The following is a 20,495-nucleotide window of genomic DNA, read 5'->3' on the forward strand; positions in this document are numbered from 1 at the left end:
ATCATGAGTAAACGGCGTTTAATCAGCCTTTGCCACGAGTACGGTTAGCGTTTGGTTTTGCATTTTTTTCAATGAACTCGAAAATCATGTCTGCCACATCTTTGCCTGTTGATTTCTCGATACCTTCTAGGCCTGGAGAAGAGTTCACTTCCATTACAACAGGGCCATTCTTAGATTGTAGAATATCGACACCACATAGGTTTAAACCCATGATTTTAGCCGCATTGATCGCTGTAGCGCGCTCTTCTTTGGTTAGTTTAACCAGTTGAGCTGTACCACCACGGTGCAGGTTAGAGCGGAATTCACCCTCACCAGCTTGGCGTTTCATTGCTGCAATAACCTTGTTACCCACAACAAAACAACGAATGTCTGCGCCATTAGCTTCTTCAATGAACTCTTGAACCAAGATGTTCGCTTTTAGGCCCATGAATGCTTCGATAACGCTTTCAGCTGCTTTGTTTGTTTCTGCTAGAACCACGCCGATACCTTGAGTACCTTCAAGAAGCTTGATAACCAGTGGCGCACCACCTACGTTTTTGATCAAGTCTTGAATTTTGTCTGGGCGGCTTGCGAAACCTGTTTTTGGTAAGCCAATACCTTTACGAGACAACAATTGTAGTGAGCGCAGTTTGTCGCGAGAACGACTGATTGCTACTGACTCATTGATACAAAAAGTGCCCATCATTTCGAATTGGCGAACAACCGCAGTGCCGTAAAAGGTAATGGAAGCGCCAATACGTGGAATAACAGCATCGTATTGAGGTAGCTCTTCACCCATGAAGCGAATCTTCGGATTGTTACTCGCGATATCTATATCACAGTGCAGCGTGTCGATAACATCGACCTGGTGACCACGAGCTTCTCCTGCCGCTTTTAAGCGAGAAGTAGAGTATAGATTTTCGTTGCGAGAAAGAATTGCGATACGCATGGCGTTTCCTTAGTTAATACCTGATTGGTAACTGCAAATAAATTAGTTGTTAGCTGAGCTTTCAGTTTTTCTGAGGCTCCTTGCTTGCTTCGGGGCGAACCTTAAGGCTTTTCGTTTAACTAGGAAAACGAATTAAATTTGTCGAGTCGACAACAGAAATTTATCGTATGTGTGAGTGATTGGTACAGCTGGGTTTAGAGGGCGTTTTGAATGGAAAAGCGAGTTGAGACCTAACTCATATTGGGGGTAGGAGCATATTAGGTTGTACTCAACTCGCGTTAACTCGGTGCTTAAAAGTGTACTAATAACGCCAGTTACATAGCTCTATAAGTGTTCGTAGTGCTTCTCTTTCGAGCTTGCTACAGGTGCTTTTAAGCTTATTAAGATAGTATTTTCTCATGATGATTACTTCTCTTGTATTAGGCTCTGGTGGGAACTCAAAGTTCCTTGTTGACCCATTAATTATGGTCAATTAATAGGAAGTAATAAACAGATGGCTTTTTACTAAGTTGTTCCTGTTTTTGTCTTTTAGCGCTACTTTTGGGCTGATGTGTTTTATAATGAGCTTAATCAGGAAGGGTTGTTTCTAAAAAGGTTCATTATTTGTCTGTTCTAAACATGATGCGTTATTACACAAGGCTAGATTCGTTTGAGCCTAACCTCTCACATTCGGTTACCTTAACTGAGGTGGCAGACAAGCTGTTCACCAGCTTGCGCCATGCACGAACCTTGTTAGGCAAGATGCATCAGGCTGAATGGTTGGTGTGGGAGCCAAAAGTCGGCAGGAATCAACGCTCTAATCTGACTTTACGTTTTAGCAATCAAGAATTGACTCAACATGTTGCCAGTAAACTGATAGAGCAGGGCAAATACGAAAAAGCACTCTCAATTCTAGACAACGACCGCGCTGTATTTGGCTCTCTCCTCCAAGAAACCTCTGGCGCGACGATGCGTGAAGGGCTGCTGCACGTTCAATTAACCTATAAACGTAAGTTTGAAGACCTATTCCCGCATCATATTCACCGCAGTAGCGAACGCTTTTTGATCAGGCAAGTGTTCAGTTGCCTCGTCACTTGTAATGGCAAGGGTAAGTTGAAGCCTGAACTGGCGCACCATTGGGAATATGATGCTGAAAAATTAGTTTGGACTTTCTATTTGCGCCCCGGCTTAACCTTTCACGATGGGCAACCCGTCGACGCCAAGCAACTCGTTTCGTTGTTTTCAGCCTTGCAAACCTTACCTTTTTATCAGACAGAGCTAGCCCATGTTGCTTCGGTTTACAGTGAGCAGCCATTGAGGGTCAGCTTTCAACTCACCAAAGCAGATACTGGTTTTGCTGGTTTACTTGCTGGCGTTAAGTATTCGATTCAACCCGCAGCGCAAGTCACCCATGAACCGTCTCCATTAAACTCGGTGTCACATGCAGTTATTGGTACCGGTCCATTTAAAGTGGTTGAGACCAATAATGAACGGATCAAGCTCGCGGCATTTGAACACTATTATGGTTGTCGCTCTCTAACGGATGAAGTGACTATTTGGCAATTCGAAGAGTCGATGACGGGCAGTGCTCGCTTTGATGACAGCCAAATGCAGGTGTCACCTTATGAAGATTCATCTTGCTTCCATCAACTCGGAAAAAGCGACGCGAAGCTGGTGTCGGCTGAAACTGATGGCCTTCGTAGCCGAATCGAGGATGGGTGTCTGTTTATCCTATTCAATCAGAACTCAGCGGCTAGCCCACTAAATAATGAGCAGCGAAAATACCTTTCAGAACTGACCAACCCACAAGCTATTTTATCTCAGCTGGAAAAAAACAAGGGTTTGTTCAGTGTCTCTTTAGCTCAAAACATACTGCCAAGTTGGCAGAAGTTGTATCGAACGCCTTCGAAAGAAGCACAATTGCCGAAAAAGATGAGTATTGCAGTTTACGACTATTATGCGTTGTATCGATGTGCGATTTGCGTATCCGACATACTCAGACGATATGGCGTGGAAGTTGAGGTGAACACCTACAGTTTTCGAGAGTTGGCGCAGCTCTCTCAGAGTGCCGACTTAAAGGAGGATCTGGTGTTGTGTAACTTGAATCTCGATGACAATGCCCCGTCTTCGCTGTTTTCGTGGATGATGAATGATCCTGTTTTGCACTCGGCACTAGGTGAGATGAACAGTGATTGGCTCAAACAGCGCTTAGATCATCACAAAGCCTCGGTTGAACTGCCTAATTACTTGGCTGAGTTGGAGCCCGTTGCATCGACGTTGATTTCTGATTATTGGTTAGTGCCTATGTTCCATCACCTACAAACCGTGCGTTTCCAAGGCATTTTGAAAAACGTCGCTATCACCAACTGGGGATGGCCTGACTTCAAAAATGTATGGTCTGCTGATTAGCCTTTCTTACTAAATAACTAAGTTAGCTCGTTTTCAAAGTCGGTTTCTCCAAAATCGACTTTGGCATGCTCACGTCTAGGTAAATTAAAAATTACACTCATTGGTTTACTTTTTAATTTTGGTATGTAAACTGGTCGGTGTAGTTTATGTGTTGGGTCTATCCCAACCGATGAAGAGATACCAATGAAAAAATATCTATTACCGATTTTAGGAGTACTTGCCGTGGTCGCTATCGTCAGCACAGGTTCACAATCAAACGACAATCTAGATAAGCTTCCGAAGAAGTTTGTTAACAGTGAGCTGGAATACAAATCGGGTATGTCTGATATTTTTTCAATCCTGAAAGCTTATGTGACAGTGGAAAGGAATGAGTCAGTGCCGCGCTCTGCATTGCCTCTGATACCAATGACAGCCGAGCAACTGATCGAAGAACAAGACGACGTTGTTTACCGCTTAGGTCACTCAAGTGTGATGATGAAGCTGGGTGGCAAGTTAGTGATGACAGATCCTGTGTTCAGTGATCGCGCATCGCCAGTTCAATGGATAGGGCCAAAGCGCTTTCACCCAACACCAATCTCACTGCAAGAATTGCCTGATATTGATGTGGTAGTGATCAGCCACGATCATTATGACCATTTGGATAAAGGCGCGGTTAAGGTGCTCGCCGACAAAGTGGGTACGTTCTTAGTGCCATTAAGAGTTGGCGCACTATTGGAAAAGTGGGGCGTGGATAAAGCAAAGATTATTGAGCTGAACTGGTGGGAATCGGCAACAGCCTCAGATATTGAGTTTACTTTGACGCCAACACAGCACTTCTCTGGTCGTGGCTTACTTGATCGTGACCAAACACTGTGGGGGAGTTGGGTTATTAAGGCTTCAGATAAGAAAGTCTTCTTTAGTGGTGACTCTGGTTACTTCAATGGCTTTAAAGAGATTGGTGAGCGCTATGGGCCGTTTGATTTTACCATGGTCGAAACGGGCGCATACAATTCACTTTGGGCGGATATTCATATGTTCCCAGAGCAGAGCGTTCAGGCTCACATCGACCTGCAAGGTAAGGTGATGATGCCAATCCACAACAGTACGTTTGATCTCTCTATGCACGATTGGCAAGACCCAATGGAACAAGCACTGGCGATAAGCAAAGAGCGAGATGTACAAATGGTAAGCCCTGTGATGGGTGAACGTTTGGTGATTTCAGAACCAGTACCTGTTCAAGCATGGTGGAAACTGTAATTGGATACCTACCCACAAGCTATAAATTTCAGTATTATAAAGCCCTATAATTTCAGGGTGATAAGACATGCAAAGTAAGTTTAGACAAGCGGCAAAGGAGTTACTAAGCTACCGAGTTGCTGGTATGAAAGCAGCGCGAATGAGTGATCAATTTCGCCCGAACAACCTTGAAGATTCTTTACACATTCAAGCAGCAATGGTTGACCTTCACCGCAGTAAAGTCGGTGGTTGGAAATGCCTGTTGCCATTGAGCGAAGAGAAGTTGATCGTTGCGCCTATTTTCGAAGATAGCGTTCAGTTTGGTTCTGAATGCGAGGCTTTTTCGGATAACGGAGTAGTTCGTATTGAACCTGAAATTGCTTTTGTCTTGGCCAAGCCTTTACCAGCAAATTCCAATGGTTACACTGAAGAGCAAGTTAATGAGGCTATCGGTTCGTGTCGCATGGCTTTAGAGCTTATTCAATCCCGCTTTGCCGATGATAGTGGCGTAGAGTTCTATGAAGTGTTGGCCGATGGCTTAGCTAATCAAGGTTTGTTTCTTGGCCCTGAGCTTAGTAAAGAGAGCGCTTTTGCAGCGGCGAACTTTGAGATTGCTATTACTCAAGATGAGAAAGTGCAAGCCTTCACTGGTAAGCACCCAAACTCACTACCACAAACTCCTATCTATTGGCTGATTAACACCATGACTCAACGCGGTGTTAGCTTCGAAGCGGGGGAGGCCATTATTACCGGGTCATATTGTGGTGTTGTTGAAGTCGAATTCGATCAACTAACGACAGTACGTTATGACGAGTTGGGCGAATATGAAGTGATATTTAAACAAAAGTTATAAAGTTTTCTGCTTACATGATCTGTTCTCGAAAGGCTATTTACTGGTTAGTAAGTAGCCTTTTCTATTATGTGATGTTCAATGGTGTGCTTATTACTTTGCATTAAATTGGGCGTTTAGACGTCTAGACGTTGACAACCTCTAAGTGTGACATTAGTCTGCTCATCTTCCTGTTCTATTGCGTTGATGTTCCATGTCCAATTCAAAAAATTCTAATGCGGTAATTGCCCCTTCGGCAGTTGCGCTTATCCCTCTGATCGTGTTCCTAGCGCTGTTTATTGGCGTAGGTACGTACTTGTCACTGCAAGGCGTCGATTTTGCTTTCTATCAGCTTCCAGCTCCAATTGCGGCTCTGCCTGCCGTGATGTTAGCGTTGTTGCTAAGCAAAGATAAATTGAACCGCGCTATCGAACAATTCTTAGGTGGAGTAGGTCACAAAGACATTATCGCAATGTGTATGATCTACCTATTGGCGGGTGCTTTTGCGGCTGTGGCTAAAGCGTCTGGTGGCGTGGACGCGACGGTAAACCTAGGTCTATCGGCGATTCCGACAAGCATGATCCTACCGGGTATCTTCCTAATTTCAGCTTTCATTGCGACCGCAATGGGCACATCTATGGGTACTATCGCTGCGGTAGCCCCTGTTGCGCTAGGCATTGCTGACTCAGCTGGCATGAGCATTCCTCTAACCGCTGGCGTGGTGCTAAGTGGCGCTATGTTTGGTGACAACCTGTCTATCATCTCTGATACCACGATTGCCGCGACACGCTCGCAAGGCTGTGAGATGAGAGACAAGTTTAAAGAGAACATCCGTATTGCACTGCCTGCTGCACTTATCGCGATTGTTATCTTTGCTTTCAACAGCACAGCGACTCAGGTGCCTGAAACGGGTCCAATCGAGTGGCTGAAAGTACTTCCGTACATCACTATCCTAATCCTTGCGGTATCGGGCATGAATGTATTCGTTGTGTTGACGATTGGTATCTTGCTAGCGGGTGGAGTGAGCCTAGGTTCTGTTGAGAACTACGGTATGACTGATTACGCTCAAGACATCTACGCAGGCTTCGGCAACATGCAGGAGATTTTCTTATTGTCGATGCTAATTGGCGGTTTGAGTGAGCTCATGCGTCGTCAAGGTGGATTGGCGTTCCTGACTAACTTAGTAAGTGGTGTGATTCGTGCGTTTGGTTCTTCACACTCTAAGCAAGCAAATGGCCGCGCAAGTGAGCTAGGCATTGCAGGCTTGGTATCAATGGTGAACCTATGTACGGCAAACAACACTGTAGCAATCATTGTGTCTGGTAGTGTTGCTCGCCAATTAGCTGAAGAGAACGATGTATCTCCTCGTCGCTCAGCGAGCTTATTGGATATCTTCTCGTGTGTGATTCAAGGCGTGTTGCCTTACGGTGCGCAGGTATTGCTATTAGGTTCGGTATTTAACCTATCGCCTTTGGATATTGTAGCTAACTCGTACTACTGTTTTGCTCTTGCAATCGTGGCTGTGGTTGCTGTGTTTATCAAACACCCAGCGCGTCAAGTGGCTCAAGCTTAATAGCAACTGACCAAACTTAGTTATCACTGATTTTGATAATAAAGGCTCCTGACTAGGAGTCTTTATTATATATGGCGAATGAATTACCATGAGTTCAAGTTATCATCGATACTTATTGAGCTATCGACGCTATATACTCTGTTATTAAAATGGAACTTTGATGCTCGCTATTCCCTTGCCATTTGTTGCTGCTCTGCTGTTATTTATCACGGCCGTTTTGCTTCGATATCGTTATCCACAAACAAGTCAAAAACCATTTTGGTTTATCATGTTGTGCGCGCTGATGATCTCTGTTGTTGGGTTACGTTGGACGGTGGATATCGCATTGTTTCGTTTCTTACAGCCGGTTCTAGGGGCAAGTGTACCGGTGGTGGCATGGCTCTGCTTTGCGGGAGCTCATCGAAGTAAACCTTTGTCTCTTTTGCATTGCTTAGGCCCAGTCGTTGTTCTGGTTGGCTCCTTTTCTTATTCGTATATTTGGGATGGAACGATTGATCTATTGTTGATCTCGCTATATCTCAGCTATGGCTGCTTGTTGTTGAAATCATCGTTTAACTTCCCAGAGCACGTCAGGCTGAGTGATGTATCGAATGTTTTGTATGCTGAGCGTACGGCAGGTATAGCCTTACTGTTTTCGGCTTTCGTGGATAGCATTATTTCGTATGATATTTTGCTGCTTAACGCACAACACACCGACTTAATTCTGTCTATTGGTTACCTAGTTCTTATTCCCGCAATTGTTGGGGCTGTAGTCGTTGTGAGTACTAGCACGGCACCAATTCAGGAACAAAACCAACAGCAGAGTGAACTGACAACGTCAAACCATTATCCTGAAGCAATTGATGTATCGTCGACAAGCTTAGAAGTAGATGAAGAAGTCACGCAGATCGTCGCTAAGTTTGATGCGTTAATGAAGGATCATCAGGTGTTCAAAGATCCTGACTTGTCCCTGAATCGAGTGGCGAGAAAGCTAGGTATCCCAGCTAGAAAAATATCGTCTGCAGTTAATCAAACTCACCACCAGAACATTTCAAAGGTAATTAACGCCTATCGAATTGAGCACGCTAAGGCTCTCCTGATGCAAAGTGATGAAGCGATAACTGATATTTTCCTTAGTTCAGGCTTTCAGACCAAGTCCAATTTCAATCGCGAGTTTTCAAGGATAACTGGGCAAACTCCGAGTGAGTATCGAAGTTCGCCGCAAGTGTTAGATTGAGTGTGTTTGCTTTCCGTTTATCAATTCAGAAAGCTAACGATGTCGTTTAAGATCAATTGATGTAGCTGGTCGCGTGATATACCGACGCCATCTTTACAAATAATGCCATCGCCCGGTACTTCCTCTTCAAGCATTGCTTCGGCTCCCGATTTACATGGTTGAATGAAACTGAAATGGGTAGCGCTTTCATAGACCTTATAACGTCTTAAATTAAGAGGCATGTGCTCAGCAATGTAGCCAGACTCTAATGCCTGAGGTAGATCTCCCCCAATATCGACTCCAGCTGCGAGTATTAAGGTTGGCACTGTGATGTCATTTAAGCTGCCGACTGAGAAGCTGCGAGCAAGCCCCAGATCAAGGCTAACTACACGTTGAATTCGAGGGTCTGAAAGGTCTTTATTGCTTGGTTCTTGGGCTTGGACTTTGGATAGCCCTAACTCCACAGCGAGTCCACAAATCCGTGGGTTCGGGTATACCAAACAATTAGCCTCAAAGGTTGGTCTATCCAATTTAGTTCCAGCCAGTTGCATTACAGTCCAGCCACCTAGAGAGTGCCCGATTGCGGTAACATTTCCAGCGTTAGCAAATTGCTTCCACGGGGTTTCGGATAACAAGTAGTCCAGAATGCGTGACATATCTTGTGGTCTCTCCCACCATTTCGCCGCTTGCTCTGGAGATTGGTCGAAAGAAGTGGTTCCCGGATGGTCAGTGGCCGTTACGATGTAGCCACGACTCGCAAGTTCGGTCGCCAACCAGTTTTGGTTTCGCCAGTTTCCTCGGTAACCGTGTGATAACAGTACTATTGGAAAAGTGCCGGATTGAATCTCTCCATCTTTGATGACTTGCGTGCCGATGAAGGCTGGGTTATCGCCAATCAAGGTTGTGTCTGATACATCTTGTGTGGGATACCAAATGGTAGTGTTTAGCGGGCGATTAGGATCGTCAGCTAAGGTGACTTGAGTGAATCCGACACCGGAAGCGATGGATGAAGTGCAAAGGAAAAGTAGGGATGTGAACAGTAAATGTATCCATTTCATGGTTTAACTCCAATTGAGGTGATTGGAGCCAATATGCGCTAAAGCCAGTGAGGGCGAGACCTTAAACACGATCGAGTACGTCCTAAATCGTGTTTAAGTGCCAACTTAGCTATTTTGGATGTCCCTAATTCAGTTTCTTAGTCACATACTCTTTGTTTCTGACCATCAGCCACATCAAGCCGCCTAGGATTCCCACCGATAATTGGATAAAGCCTAGGTTTTCAATTAGCGAATCTGGTCGGATTGAAACCAACACCATGCCAAGCGAGCCACAAATCATGCTAAAGAACTGAATCAATGCGACGGCAGAGCCCGTGTCATGATCTTGCTGGTTCAGCATTAAGTTGGTGCCCGGTACTCGCATGATGATAACCATCAGCGTCGCTGGTGCTGCGACAAACATAAAGAACCAAGGGGACAAGTCGCCGATGGCTAGGGTAAAGATTCCTGCTATCGCCAATAAAGCAAAACATCCAGAGATGACCTTTTGAACTGATATTTTGTAGGACAACTTCATATAAATTGTTGGGCCAAATGAGGCGCACAATGCATTGAACGCAAAAGCGTAACTGAATTGCTGTTCGGTCAATCCAAAGTGATCGATGTAGATATAAGAACCCGCCGCAAGAAAGCTCATTAGCGCCATTGGTGTAATAGAGAAAATGACCAGCAGTTTTATGAACGATCGGTTTTTCATGACCACGCCCATTCTGCCCCATGAGCGGAACATAGAACCTTGGTATTTAGTTTCAAGTGTCTCTCGGTAGCAAAGTGCCAATGCTGAGGCGAACGCACCAAAAATAGCGAGAGTGACGAACATCATTCGCCAAGAAGCAATTTTCAGTAGAAAGGCACCAAATACAGGTGCAACCATCGGCGCGATGATCACCAACGACATGATAGTCGCCATGATTTTTTCGCGTTCTCGGCCGTCATAAAGGTCTTTCACAATGGCGGTTGCGATAACTGTGATGGCACTGCCCGCAAAGGCTTGGAATATACGAGCACCAATCAACTGTTCTATGCTATTGGTCATTGCACATAATACGCTCGCCACCATATAGCTTGCGATGCCAATGAGCAGAATCGGCTTACGTCCAAACTTTTCGCTGAGCGGTCCCCAGAACAACAGGCCAACTGCATAGGTCACGAAGTAGCTGCTCAGGGTTAGGTTGACCATCGACTGGTCGGTGTTGAACACTTCAACCATTTGCGGAAGGGCTGGCAAATACAGGTCGATGGTTAATGGAGGAAACGCACTGATGATGACGAGGAAAAATAGCATACCGGTCTTACCCAGTATTGGTTGTGGTTTCTTCAAGGTATTTCCCCGCTATCCAATAAAGGGCTTTTAATGGATGTGATGTTGGCTTTCAGAAGGTTTAAGACACGCTAGACATGAAGGATGGATTCGCTCAAGAACTTGGCGGAAAATCTCTAATGGTTTGTCTTGGTACTTATTGTATTACAAAATATTATCACTCTTATAGTGAACGAGTTCAACCTGTTAGTGACTAGGTTAGATTGCAATGATGATCGATAGATTGTAGTGCGGATAGATAGTTTGTAATGCTCATCGAAAGCTTGTAGTAGCTGTGAGTTAGCTGGTTATCTTTTCTTTGGGCGCTTTTCTACCAAGCCGTTGCGTTCTAGGCCGCGTCTAACACTACTGCATAGCTTACCAAAACGGCGTAATTCTTCGAAGTTAGGGCCTTGACCAATTGAAATGCTGTGTTCCCAATACATCAACTCACTGTCGACCATCTCCAGTAGTTTCTTAGAACAACCGGCGCAGTTTCCTTTTGGGCCACAGATAAACGTCTCCGACTCGTAAAGAGGGAGTTCGTTTTTCACTTCTTCAATTAGATTGAGCATTGCCGAGTTTAAATCTGGCTTTTTGTCTGTGAGTGGTTTCAAGCTTAGTGCTTGCGAAGCGATTACGGAAGAAGTCGTTGTGTTGGATTGTATATTCAAAGCAGCTGATGACATATCAAAGGCCTCAAGGAAAGAAGAAGAGGCGCATGCTACTCTTCACAACAAAGTGGACCTTGATGTAGTGCAATAAGCGTGGTGAATTATCCGAAAGGGGTAGGAGAAAGAGGGAGGCAGAGTCACAAATGGCTTGTGACTCTGGTTTATCTCCTAGGCTTAACGCAGAAAGTAGTCTTAACGCAAAAAATAGGCTTAACGCTTAGAATTCGGCGTCGAACTGGAACTCCATCCACTCTTTGGTTACTGGGTGGTGCAGTGCTAGCCTTTCTGCGTGTAGGTGCAGTCGATCGGCTTTATTGCCATATAGGCCATCACCGACGATAGGCATGTTAAGGCCTTCTTCGTGTGAACAGTGAACACGCAACTGGTGCGTACGCCCTGTTTTAGGGTGCAGGTAAACCTTAGTAGTTTGCTCGTTTCGCTCAATCACTTCCCATTTGGTTTCTGCAGGCTTGCCGTGTTCGAAGCAGACAATCTGACGAGGACGGTCATACAAATCACCACGCAATGGCAGTCGAACATAGCCTTCATCTTCTGCTAGAAAGCCTTCAATCATTGCCACGTAACGCTTCTCAACTTCACGAGTAATGAACTGCTTCTGTAGGCTTTTGTTCGCACGTCGTGTAAGCGCAAATATTAGAATGCCAGAGGTCGCCATATCCAAGCGGTGGATAACAAATGGCCCTTCAACATTGGGATGCATTTCTTGAACGCGAGTGTAGGCTGAATCTTTGATGGTTTTACCCGGTACGGATAGAAAACCTGCTGGTTTGTGCACCACTACGATGTGATCGTCTTGGAATAAGATATCGAGGTCTTTGCCTTCTGCTGGGTTTTCTAGCAATGGGTTGGGATCGACTTCAAGGCCTTTCATCATATGGCCTAAAATCGGTACACACTTACTTTGGCAAGAGGCGTAGTATTTTTTGTGTTTGCGGATTTCCGATTTCGGTGAACGACCCCACCAAAATTCAGCCAATGCCAGGGGTGTGTAACCGTTCAAATACGCGTATTGCAGCAGCTTGGGAGCGGCACATTCGCCAGAACCCGCAGGTGGTATCTTGTTTGGGGTGTCTTCAAAGATCTGGTTCAGATCCTCAATGTTTCCTTCCGCATTTTGGAAAGCGTATTGTGAAAACAACTTGTGTTGAAGCTGATGAGAAAGGTGTGCTCTTTGCTCTTTTAGCTCAGCTAATTGATTAGTGAAAACATCAACTTTAGCCTGCAACACTTGCAGCGTCTGTTCCCAGTTGAGTTTTAGGTATTTCTGCTGGTTCTTGTCGGCAACACTGGCTTTGTTAAGCTCATTGTTCAGTTGCTCGAAGGCTTGCTCATCAAGGTTTTCTTTACCTTGCTCACGTTGTTCTTTACGTGTTTTTCGGCCTTCTATAATCAACAAACGTTGTGCTTCGATCTCTTGCTCCGCTTGCGCTTTTTGCTGCGCCAGTTGCTCGCATAACTCAAGGTATTCAGTGTTTGCTTGCAGAGCTTTAAACTCAGCGTTGACAGCCATCATATCGGCCGTATCTTGATGGAAAAAGCTGTCACTGCTCAGCATGTCGAATACGGGTGGTACAAAGTGAGGCAATAGATTTTGGTCGGCGATTTTTCCAGAGAAAGCAGAGAAGTAACCCAATTCACCTTCAGGGCTTTTCACCAGTAACACACCAAACATTTTGCCGCGACCATCGTCAGAATCCAGTCCGAAGTCATGCTGCCAGTCGGTTTGAGTTTCTAGATATTGTTGAAGCTGATGAGAGGCGATTTCACACAGTGGATGCGGTTCATAATAGAACGGGAATGTGAAACGCTCAGGCAACGAATATGACTCGATCGGCTGTTGAAAACGAGTGAAGCAATGCTCAGGAGTATGGCTGTTTTCTGAGTCGTGCGTTGGTTTTGATGAGTGCATAGTCGTATTAATACTTATATCGTGGTGATAAATGGTTGTGAGTCTACTGTGTATGTTTAAAGGTTTTAAACACAGTACAAGGCGGCGATTCTACTCTTTATCGAAAAGCGCCTCAAATAAGAAATGGTTCTATTACTGGATAGCTAAGCGAGACGGTTAACACGGACCCCATGAGTTATGGCTTGAACTTCATTAATTGATGAGTAACTTCTCGTTTTTAATCATAGAAGGTAACTTCACAAACGAAGGGTGGTAGCCTTGCCGCCCTCTTATGAAAACTAAGGTAACGTTATGATTCCACTCAATACTTCGATTGTCTCCGGTGTCGCTCTTTCAGAGATCGACGGACAAATGAAAATGCTATTAATGAAGCGTGTAAAGGGCGAGTTTTGGTGTCACGTCGCAGGCTCGATTGAAGCGGGTGAAACAGGCTGGCAGGCTATCGTGCGCGAGTTTGAAGAAGAGACCCAAATTAAAGTGGAAGCTTTGTATAACGCGCAGTTTCTGGAGCAGTTTTACGAGGCTCACGTTAATGTGATTCAGCTAATCCCTGTGTTTGCGGTGCTATGCCCACCCAACCAAGCGATTGAACTGAATGACGAACATACAGAGTACCGCTGGTGCGATTTAGAGGAAGCGAAAGCACTTGCGCCGTTCCCCAACCAACATGCCGTCTACGATCATATTTGGTCGTATTTTGTCGATAAGCCAGCCAATCCGCTTTACCGAGTGAAATTGAATTAGCACTGGCTGTTTAAGATCTAGGACTTACCAAGATACGGGGTTAAAAAGGCGTTTACCTGTTCTTGGCATAACCCTACATCGACTTTCACGCCGTGCGACTCGAGTATCGCCACACCACGACCATTATTGCGAGGGTCAGGGTCTAGCATCGCCACTACTACGTGTTTTACACCTGCTTTAACCAATGTACTGGCGCAAGCGGGTGTTCTGCCAACAAATGAACATGGCTCTAAAGTTACGTAAGCGGTAACGCCTTCCATTTCTCCGTCCGTTTCGCTGTCATAGCCATTCAGTGCTTCAACCTCGGGGTGGTTTCCACCGACCTTTTGCGTATATCCAACAGACACCACCTTATCGTTCTTCACCAAAACACAACCCACAGGCGGGGGTGGTTGGCAATCGGGGAGGGCTTGGCGCGAAGCTTCAAGAGCTTGCAGCATGTATTGTTGGTTCATGGTCGTTACTCAGTATGACGAGAGAGCGCAGCAGATTAGTGGCCAGGCGCGGTTGATGAGTTAGTTACTAACTTACTAAGCTAATAAATTAATAAGCTAAGTAAGTGGGGGGCATGTTCGATCTGATTGGGCTTTTAGTCAATGGTTTTACAGAGGCAAAGTTTGATTCGACATAGGTTAACCATGCTAACTACGGTGTCATAAGGTCGAGTTGATGTTGTCTACGCAATAGAGCTCAATTATTGAATCACCACGATAATTAATTTAATAGGCTAGCCATAAATTCGCTGACCGGCTCTGACAATAAGTCTTGTGGGTGGTCACCGCCAAAGGTAGCTAGCCCGCTTTTTCCTTCGATTATGCCAGACTTAATAATTACTTTTGTTTTAACATCAACAACTGTAATTTTTACGCTTACTTTGTCTGGCTTAGCTGACCATTCAGTCGCGCGATCTTCCCAGTGTAATATGGTAGGAAAAATTAAGTAGTCGAACTCATTGCTTTTCGCATATTCAAGGACAAAATTGTAATCAGCTGCTTGGTTAGCGATTGCGACGTTGTTTAGTTTTGTGAATAACTCTGATTGAAGAGCTTTACTCACCATTAGTCCAGAGCCTGAATAATAGTGCTTCCCATACTCCCCATTCTTTGAGCGGCCGATTAAAACTGAATCACTTGTTTCAAATTTAGCTGTCGAGTTTACATCCGTAACCTGAAGTTTATGTGTATCAGCACACCCAATGATAACTAAGCTTATAAGTATCAGTAACGCACGTAAAATCGACATAATAGCTACCTTATATGGATGTGAGTTAATATTAACCATAGTTTATATTAAACATATTAATGTATAAAATTTGCGACTAATTAGTACGAGCGACAAAGGACCCTTTGAGACTCAAACAACCAATCGTTAACTTGGGCCAATGAGTTAACCAGTTTTTAGATTGAACTCGTTGGTCAAACACGTCTCTGCTGCGATTGGTATTCGGTGTGATCTTTAAATCAAACAAACTCTCTAAACCAAAAGCGGAAATACACTCGATTTCTCCTGTCGGGCTTTGCTTGACGGCGACTGCGGTTTCTTTCTCTGGCCAGTAACTCATCGCATCCAATGAGCTTTGATAGGGCTGATCCTCGTTTCGAGTATGCATGTTGGCTTGATTGCGAACTTGCCAATTTAATTCAGGCAACCGTTGTTGAAGTAGAGCCTCGTATCTAAGACCCGATTCGTAGAAGGTATCAATAGGATCAAAGTAGATCACATCAATATCATTAAGTGGAGTCGGGGAAGCATAGTTATGTAGGTAGTCCCAAACGAGATTTCGCACAAAGCCCGCCGAAACATAACACTGCGGTAAATTCAGTTGAGAGACACAGTCTAAAACCTGCATTCGCAAGGGATCTTGTTTGATCAACGTGATGATACGGTTGGCTAGCGGGTCAATCATTAGGTGTCAGAACATCGGTGACTTGGTAGTGACGTGTTGCGTTCTTGGAGGTTTCACCCCACTCAGACGTTTTTACTCGCTGTTGGTGCGCTTCAAACGCCTCACGGTTAGTGAATTCTTCATACACTTCAAAGCGATTAGGTTGAAGCGTGCTTTGACTGACTCGAAACACGATACAACCAGGTTCTTCCAGTGTCAGTTCTTTGTGTACAACCAGCGCTTGTGTGACGGCTTCTAGGTCGTTGTCTGGCACTAGAATATGCCCTTGCAGAATTACTTTACTCATAATTACGTCCATTTAATTACGTCTATTTAATTTTGTCCACTACGGCTTTTGTCTATCAAAAGCTCTCCCCGTTACAAACATAATCCCATTTTGATGTTGTGACGTATAGGCTAATGTGGCGATTAATTGTTCACATTGAACATAGATCTTGTTGCACTGTAACTTCTTGGGTGAGATGAGTAATAAAAGATAAGATACTGGAACTAAATCCGTGTTAGTCCGGTCTATTAAATACGTATCACTGAACTGTATTGATACTGAAATGAATTTGTCATCTGAGATAACTAATCTAAATTTCGAACAACGGCTTAAGAGATTGAATTGAGCCATAGTTGATAACTAGGTCATACTTTGATGTAAATGGTACTCGAAACTCTATATATTTTGTGATTTGTATCATTGATCTGGGCATCAAACACCGTTAGATTCGAATGGTTGGCAATAAAAATAGCTCATGAAGAGCAGTTAAAGAAAAGGAAATATCCCTTATGAAAAAAATGAGAAGAGCACAGCTTCATCGCGTTCGCATCCAATACTGGAAAGACACAGCGAAAGAAGCTTCAAAGAAATAAGCTTTAAATCGTAAAGCTTTAAAATAAGAAAGCTGAAAAGCTTAATCATATGTAAAACGTAACAAATCGATTTCAATAGCACTCTCAAGGACCTTCATCTGGTCAGCGACTAAAGAAATCATCCCCCCAAAGAGCTGGCAGGCATTAACAATAATGCAATTCAATGTCAGCTCATTAATACCTCCTAGATTATCCTCACTCAGCACTCTGAAGCAAAACCAAAACCAAAACCAACCACCAATCCGTACCTTTGCCTCTATCACGAAAACCGTTGTTATAATTCAAAACACCTAACAATAAAACAGCAGCCAATAAAAAAGCTCCTGATTTCTCAGAAGCTTTGATTTAGATTTTGATATCTGATTTGGTTACCCGTTGAGGGTTCAGAATAAGTGACTCTATCGATGGAACAGTGTTTTCAAACTGACATCGTCCGTTCGGTTCAGCTTCAAGCTCAGTAGACACCCGCCAACACCAATCAGTACATAAATACCCAAAGACAAAACCGGCGCTTCTGCAATCGCACTGAATGGGTTGCTCGCCGTTAGTACCTTTATTGGTAGTGATGCGACGAGAGAGAAGAAGTCATTGATGCCATAGAATCCAAATACGGCGACCGAGAGTAACTTAATCGCATAGCTTGAGATAAAAATGACAAGCAGTGGAGAATTCACTAACTGCGAAATTGCCAGAGTAACGGTTGCTAGTGGCAATAAAACCAGTGCAACTAACATCATTCGCCCAAAGAATACCAACCAATTGCTCAGCACATAAAACAGTGATTGCTGCTCTACTATCAATGCCAATTGTTGTTCGCTTGAGACGTTCAATATCCAGAATAGGAAGTCAGCGAATAGAACTAATAGCGCGCAGATAGCCGGAATAACCACTAGACCGAAGCCTAGCTTCACGCCGTGAGTCATGGCATTGGATACTGGCATGCTTCTCCAAAACATCGAACTGCCTTCTTGGCGCTCTTTACGCAGTGTTTTAGGGATGTAAAGCGTCGAAAGTATGAGTGAAATAAGGCCAGCACCAAAGTAGATCACTGAGTTGAGGTCTTGTGCGAACTCTCTGTGTATGTCGCTTACGTCACCATTCACTTCCATTTGGAAGAAAAACTCATGCTGCGCTGCGCCATTGAAAAACAAACTAACGAACAGCAAGAAACCACATAACGCGATAAACAGAGGCAATCGAGTGTTAATTTTGTGCTCGATCAGTTCTTTTTCTAGCATGTAAAAAGTTGGGTGCATTATGCCTTCTCCGTCTGTGTTGCAAGGAATAGGTCTGCGAGACCAACGTTGTAGATGTTACCCAATGATTCAACTTGCGCTTTGTATTGACCTTCCAATAACCACTTAGTGGTTCCTAGCCCTGGCTGTGAGGTCAGTGGATTGAGTTTCTGAATTTCGCTTGAGTGGTTGTTTGCGACATCGATAATGAAATAGTCGTTCTCGATGTCTTCCATGCTCTTTTGCAGCACACAATGGCCTTGTTTTAGAATCAATACGTCCGTTAATAGGTGTTCAATTTCTGAAACCTCATGGCTGGCAATGATCATCGCGCGTTCGCCGTCATGGAACCACTCTAGGAGGTGGCGATAAAAAGTATCGCGGTAGAGCAGATCTAGACCTAGCGTTGGCTCATCTAAGATCAACACTTGAGTGTCGGTCGCGATAATGATTGCAAGGTGAAGTTGTACCTTCATCCCTTTAGAAAGCTGTTTGATCGTTGAAGACAGCTTAATGTTGGTGCGACTTAACGTCTGTTCCGCTTTTTGCTTGTTGAAGCTTGGGTGCACGCCTTGGGTGTATCGAAGCAGTTGTTTAACGGTCATCCACTCGGGTAGCACATTAACATCTGAAATGTACGACAGGTGCAACATGAGTTCTGCATGCTGGTGGATAGGGTGATAGCCGTTAACTTCTATCTCACCTTGATAGCTGTGTCCGCCAAGCAGTGATTTGATCAGAGTCGATTTCCCTGCGCCATTGTGGCCTAGCAGACCAAGCACTTGCCCCGGTTTTAACTCAAAGCTGATGTTCTCGACACCCACTTGATTTGAATAGGTTTTGGTTACGTTTTTCACTGAAAGTAAAGTACTCATGACTTGTCCTTTATATGTTGTTCTAGCTGTTTCACGAGTTCTTCGACACTCATATCAATGATGCCTAGCGTCTCAGCGATGGCTGGGATCTGTGTGTTGATGAATGATTGATGTGCGGACTCTTTCAATTTTTGAAGTGCCCCTTCTGCGACATACATACCTTGGCCGCGTTTTTTCTCTACCAAGCCTTCATCCACCAGTAACTGGTAGCTTTTCATGACAGTAAGGTGGTTGATCTTGAGATCGGCGGCAACCGCACGCACTGAGGGCAATGCTTGTTGTTCTAACCAAACACCTTGAAGAATTTGGTCACTGATCTTTGCCGCTAGCTGCCTAAAGATCGGTTGGTCGTCTTTCCATTCGGTCATAATTAAAACTGCATGGTGATATACATGTGTATAACACTAAACTTTTTATTCAGATTGGCAAGGTTTTTATAAAAATGAAGAGTATATTTTTATGTTTGAGAGAAATGTATTGGGTTATGAGAACGCTTGAAGCCTACTTCCTTGTGGGCTCTCAAGTCGTTGTATGATCAATGGCAATTAAACAAGAAAAGGGAGGTCATCAATATTTAAATGAGGTGGTAGATAATTACTCCTCCGAGTGACTAGGTCTACTGTACAGATAACCTTGATGTAGGTTGTAGCCTAACTGACATAAGATATATTGCTGCCTGCGCGTCTCGACACCTTCATAAATCATCGTGATGTTTGATAAGCGTCCAATCTCCGATATATTAAGCAATACTCCTTGATGATAATCTCCTGACTCAATGTCTTTAACAAAACAACGATCCAGTTTTAGGTAGGTCGGAGAGATAGCACTAATTATTTCAATGTTGTTGTTACCTGTACCAAAGTCGTCTAGCGCGATGGTGATTCCAAGATCTTTGATCATTTTGATGTTGTCGATGACCTCATAGCCATAGCCATAGCCAATGTTTGAATACTCTGTTATTTCTACGACAAACTCATTCGCTTCCATCGTGACTAAATGCTCTTTGAGCTTTGTAAAGTTAGATCCCACCAACGCACTCGGGCACACATTGACACCGTAGATATCATGGCTATTGTCTAACTTCGCTTTTTTTACTGTTTCAATGATTAAAATAGTATGAAAGGTCAACAAATTAGTACGTCTCATGGTGTTGATGAAACTCAGAACGCCTACGTTACGCACTCTAGACAATAACTCGTAATATAAAACGCTATTGTCGTCAGTGTTGATTATGGGCTCTTCCTCGAAGGATATGTGTCGCCAACGAAGCAGGTAAATGCCAAAGCCAAGAATATATGAGCGATAAAGTAGCGTGGCGATCACCAGAGAAAAAATGACCCACAGAAGCACAATATCATCACTGTAGAAAGTGATGGTTGCACCGGTTGGAAGTGGGGCTTGATAAATAGGCTGACTGTTTTCGCCTAGGTTTAATATGTAGTGACCATTTTTTTGTATGGAAACTGAATCAACCAAAAGAGGGAGTAATGAGTTCTTATATCTAGCTTCAATAGACCATTTAGAAATACGCGCAATGAGTTCGATGTCCTCTTTGGGATCTGAGAAGCGTGAATAAGCAAAATCTAGGCTATCGTCAAAGTTTTCAATTTGGTCTAGTTCAACCATTCTTGATTGTGTTTTGGATATGTAGCATGAACCATAAGGCGTTGTCATCAAAACAGAATCCAGGTTAAGTGAGTGCCTCAATGCGTACACTGCAACTTCGCTATCACAGGGCTTTGTTGCGTAATTAAATTTAAAGATAGAACAACCCCGTTTCGCGTATT

The 20,495-nt window shown here is 44.0% G+C and carries 19 protein-coding genes; 6 read left to right on the forward strand and 13 right to left on the reverse strand.

Features of this window, described 5'->3' with window-relative positions:
• Window positions 1-22: 22 nt before the first annotated feature.
• Window positions 23-928: a 30S ribosomal protein S6--L-glutamate ligase gene (gene rimK / locus AB6D07_RS15865; RefSeq protein WP_017102489.1), complete on the reverse strand. Its 906-nt coding sequence runs from the start codon at window positions 926-928 to the stop codon at window positions 23-25.
• 603 nt (window positions 929-1,531) lie between these two features.
• On the opposite strand from rimK, the gene AB6D07_RS15870 reads away from it, so the two are divergent.
• From AB6D07_RS15870 to AB6D07_RS15890, 5 genes are all read left to right on the forward strand, one after another.
• Complete coding sequence (locus AB6D07_RS15870) at window positions 1,532-3,316, forward strand: SgrR family transcriptional regulator (protein ID WP_372091448.1); 1,785 nt, start codon at window positions 1,532-1,534, stop codon at window positions 3,314-3,316.
• A gap of 183 nt (window positions 3,317-3,499) precedes the next feature.
• The gene (locus tag AB6D07_RS15875; protein ID WP_017102487.1) at window positions 3,500-4,552 is read left to right on the forward strand and encodes an MBL fold metallo-hydrolase; all 1,053 of its coding nucleotides are present in this window, start codon (window positions 3,500-3,502) and stop codon (window positions 4,550-4,552) included.
• Window positions 4,553-4,619: 67 nt separating this feature from the next.
• Window positions 4,620-5,384: a fumarylacetoacetate hydrolase family protein gene (locus AB6D07_RS15880; RefSeq protein ID WP_017102486.1), complete on the forward strand. Its 765-nt coding sequence runs from the start codon at window positions 4,620-4,622 to the stop codon at window positions 5,382-5,384.
• 190 nt (window positions 5,385-5,574) lie between these two features.
• Complete coding sequence (locus AB6D07_RS15885) at window positions 5,575-6,933, forward strand: Na+/H+ antiporter NhaC family protein (RefSeq protein ID WP_017102485.1); 1,359 nt, start codon at window positions 5,575-5,577, stop codon at window positions 6,931-6,933.
• 157 nt (window positions 6,934-7,090) lie between these two features.
• Window positions 7,091-8,149, forward strand: coding sequence for an AraC family transcriptional regulator (locus AB6D07_RS15890; RefSeq protein ID WP_017102484.1), 1,059 nt, complete (start codon window positions 7,091-7,093; stop codon window positions 8,147-8,149).
• Between the two features lie 20 nt (window positions 8,150-8,169).
• Here the strand turns inward: AB6D07_RS15890 and AB6D07_RS15895 are convergent, their stop codons facing one another.
• The 4 genes from AB6D07_RS15895 to AB6D07_RS15910 form a co-directional block, all read right to left on the reverse strand.
• Entirely contained in the window at window positions 8,170-9,186 is a 1,017-nt protein-coding gene (locus AB6D07_RS15895; protein WP_017102483.1) for an alpha/beta fold hydrolase, read from the reverse strand.
• Between the two features lie 124 nt (window positions 9,187-9,310).
• Complete coding sequence (locus tag AB6D07_RS15900; protein ID WP_017102482.1) at window positions 9,311-10,471, reverse strand: multidrug effflux MFS transporter; 1,161 nt, start codon at window positions 10,469-10,471, stop codon at window positions 9,311-9,313.
• Window positions 10,472-10,794: 323 nt separating this feature from the next.
• Window positions 10,795-11,175 (reverse strand): hypothetical protein, encoded by a 381-nt coding sequence (locus tag AB6D07_RS15905; protein WP_017102481.1) that lies wholly within the window; start codon window positions 11,173-11,175, stop codon window positions 10,795-10,797.
• Between the two features lie 202 nt (window positions 11,176-11,377).
• On the reverse strand, window positions 11,378-13,090 hold the full coding sequence (locus tag AB6D07_RS15910) for an RluA family pseudouridine synthase (RefSeq protein ID WP_017102480.1): 1,713 nt from the start codon (window positions 13,088-13,090) through the stop codon (window positions 11,378-11,380).
• Window positions 13,091-13,381: 291 nt separating this feature from the next.
• Here AB6D07_RS15910 and AB6D07_RS15915 point away from each other — a divergent pair, with 291 nt between their 5' ends.
• Window positions 13,382-13,834, forward strand: a complete 453-nt coding sequence (locus AB6D07_RS15915) for an NUDIX pyrophosphatase (RefSeq protein ID WP_029222831.1) — start codon at window positions 13,382-13,384, stop codon at window positions 13,832-13,834.
• A gap of 17 nt (window positions 13,835-13,851) precedes the next feature.
• On the opposite strand, the gene AB6D07_RS15920 is transcribed toward AB6D07_RS15915, so the two are convergent.
• The 8 genes from AB6D07_RS15920 to AB6D07_RS15955 form a co-directional block, all read right to left on the reverse strand.
• Window positions 13,852-14,289 carry a bifunctional diaminohydroxyphosphoribosylaminopyrimidine deaminase/5-amino-6-(5-phosphoribosylamino)uracil reductase RibD gene (locus AB6D07_RS15920; protein ID WP_372140730.1) on the reverse strand — a complete coding sequence of 146 codons (438 nt, stop codon included), beginning with the start codon at window positions 14,287-14,289 and terminating at the stop codon, window positions 13,852-13,854.
• A gap of 259 nt (window positions 14,290-14,548) precedes the next feature.
• Window positions 14,549-15,076 (reverse strand): DUF4823 domain-containing protein, encoded by a 528-nt coding sequence (locus AB6D07_RS15925; protein ID WP_009844743.1) that lies wholly within the window; start codon window positions 15,074-15,076, stop codon window positions 14,549-14,551.
• Window positions 15,077-15,152: 76 nt separating this feature from the next.
• Complete coding sequence (locus AB6D07_RS15930; RefSeq protein WP_017102478.1) at window positions 15,153-15,740, reverse strand: nucleotidyltransferase family protein; 588 nt, start codon at window positions 15,738-15,740, stop codon at window positions 15,153-15,155.
• Window positions 15,733-16,026 (reverse strand): putative quinol monooxygenase, encoded by a 294-nt coding sequence (locus AB6D07_RS15935; protein ID WP_017102477.1) that lies wholly within the window; start codon window positions 16,024-16,026, stop codon window positions 15,733-15,735. The genes AB6D07_RS15930 and AB6D07_RS15935 overlap by 8 nt, the downstream gene beginning before the upstream one ends.
• A gap of 970 nt (window positions 16,027-16,996) precedes the next feature.
• On the reverse strand, window positions 16,997-17,854 hold the full coding sequence (locus tag AB6D07_RS15940) for a hypothetical protein (protein ID WP_017102475.1): 858 nt from the start codon (window positions 17,852-17,854) through the stop codon (window positions 16,997-16,999).
• Window positions 17,854-18,708, reverse strand: coding sequence for an ABC transporter ATP-binding protein (locus AB6D07_RS15945; protein WP_017102474.1), 855 nt, complete (start codon window positions 18,706-18,708; stop codon window positions 17,854-17,856). Before AB6D07_RS15945 ends, AB6D07_RS15940 begins: the two co-directional genes overlap by 1 nt.
• The gene (locus tag AB6D07_RS15950; RefSeq protein ID WP_012601023.1) at window positions 18,705-19,076 is read right to left on the reverse strand and encodes a GntR family transcriptional regulator; all 372 of its coding nucleotides are present in this window, start codon (window positions 19,074-19,076) and stop codon (window positions 18,705-18,707) included. The genes AB6D07_RS15945 and AB6D07_RS15950 overlap by 4 nt, the downstream gene beginning before the upstream one ends.
• 226 nt (window positions 19,077-19,302) lie before the next feature.
• Window positions 19,303-20,495: EAL domain-containing protein (locus AB6D07_RS15955; RefSeq protein WP_372140731.1), on the reverse strand; the 1,193-nt coding region annotated here is incomplete at its 5' end.

Source organism: Vibrio sp. 10N.239.312.C11 (assembly GCF_041466065.1).
Taxonomy (GTDB): domain Bacteria; phylum Pseudomonadota; class Gammaproteobacteria; order Enterobacterales; family Vibrionaceae; genus Vibrio; species Vibrio tasmaniensis_A.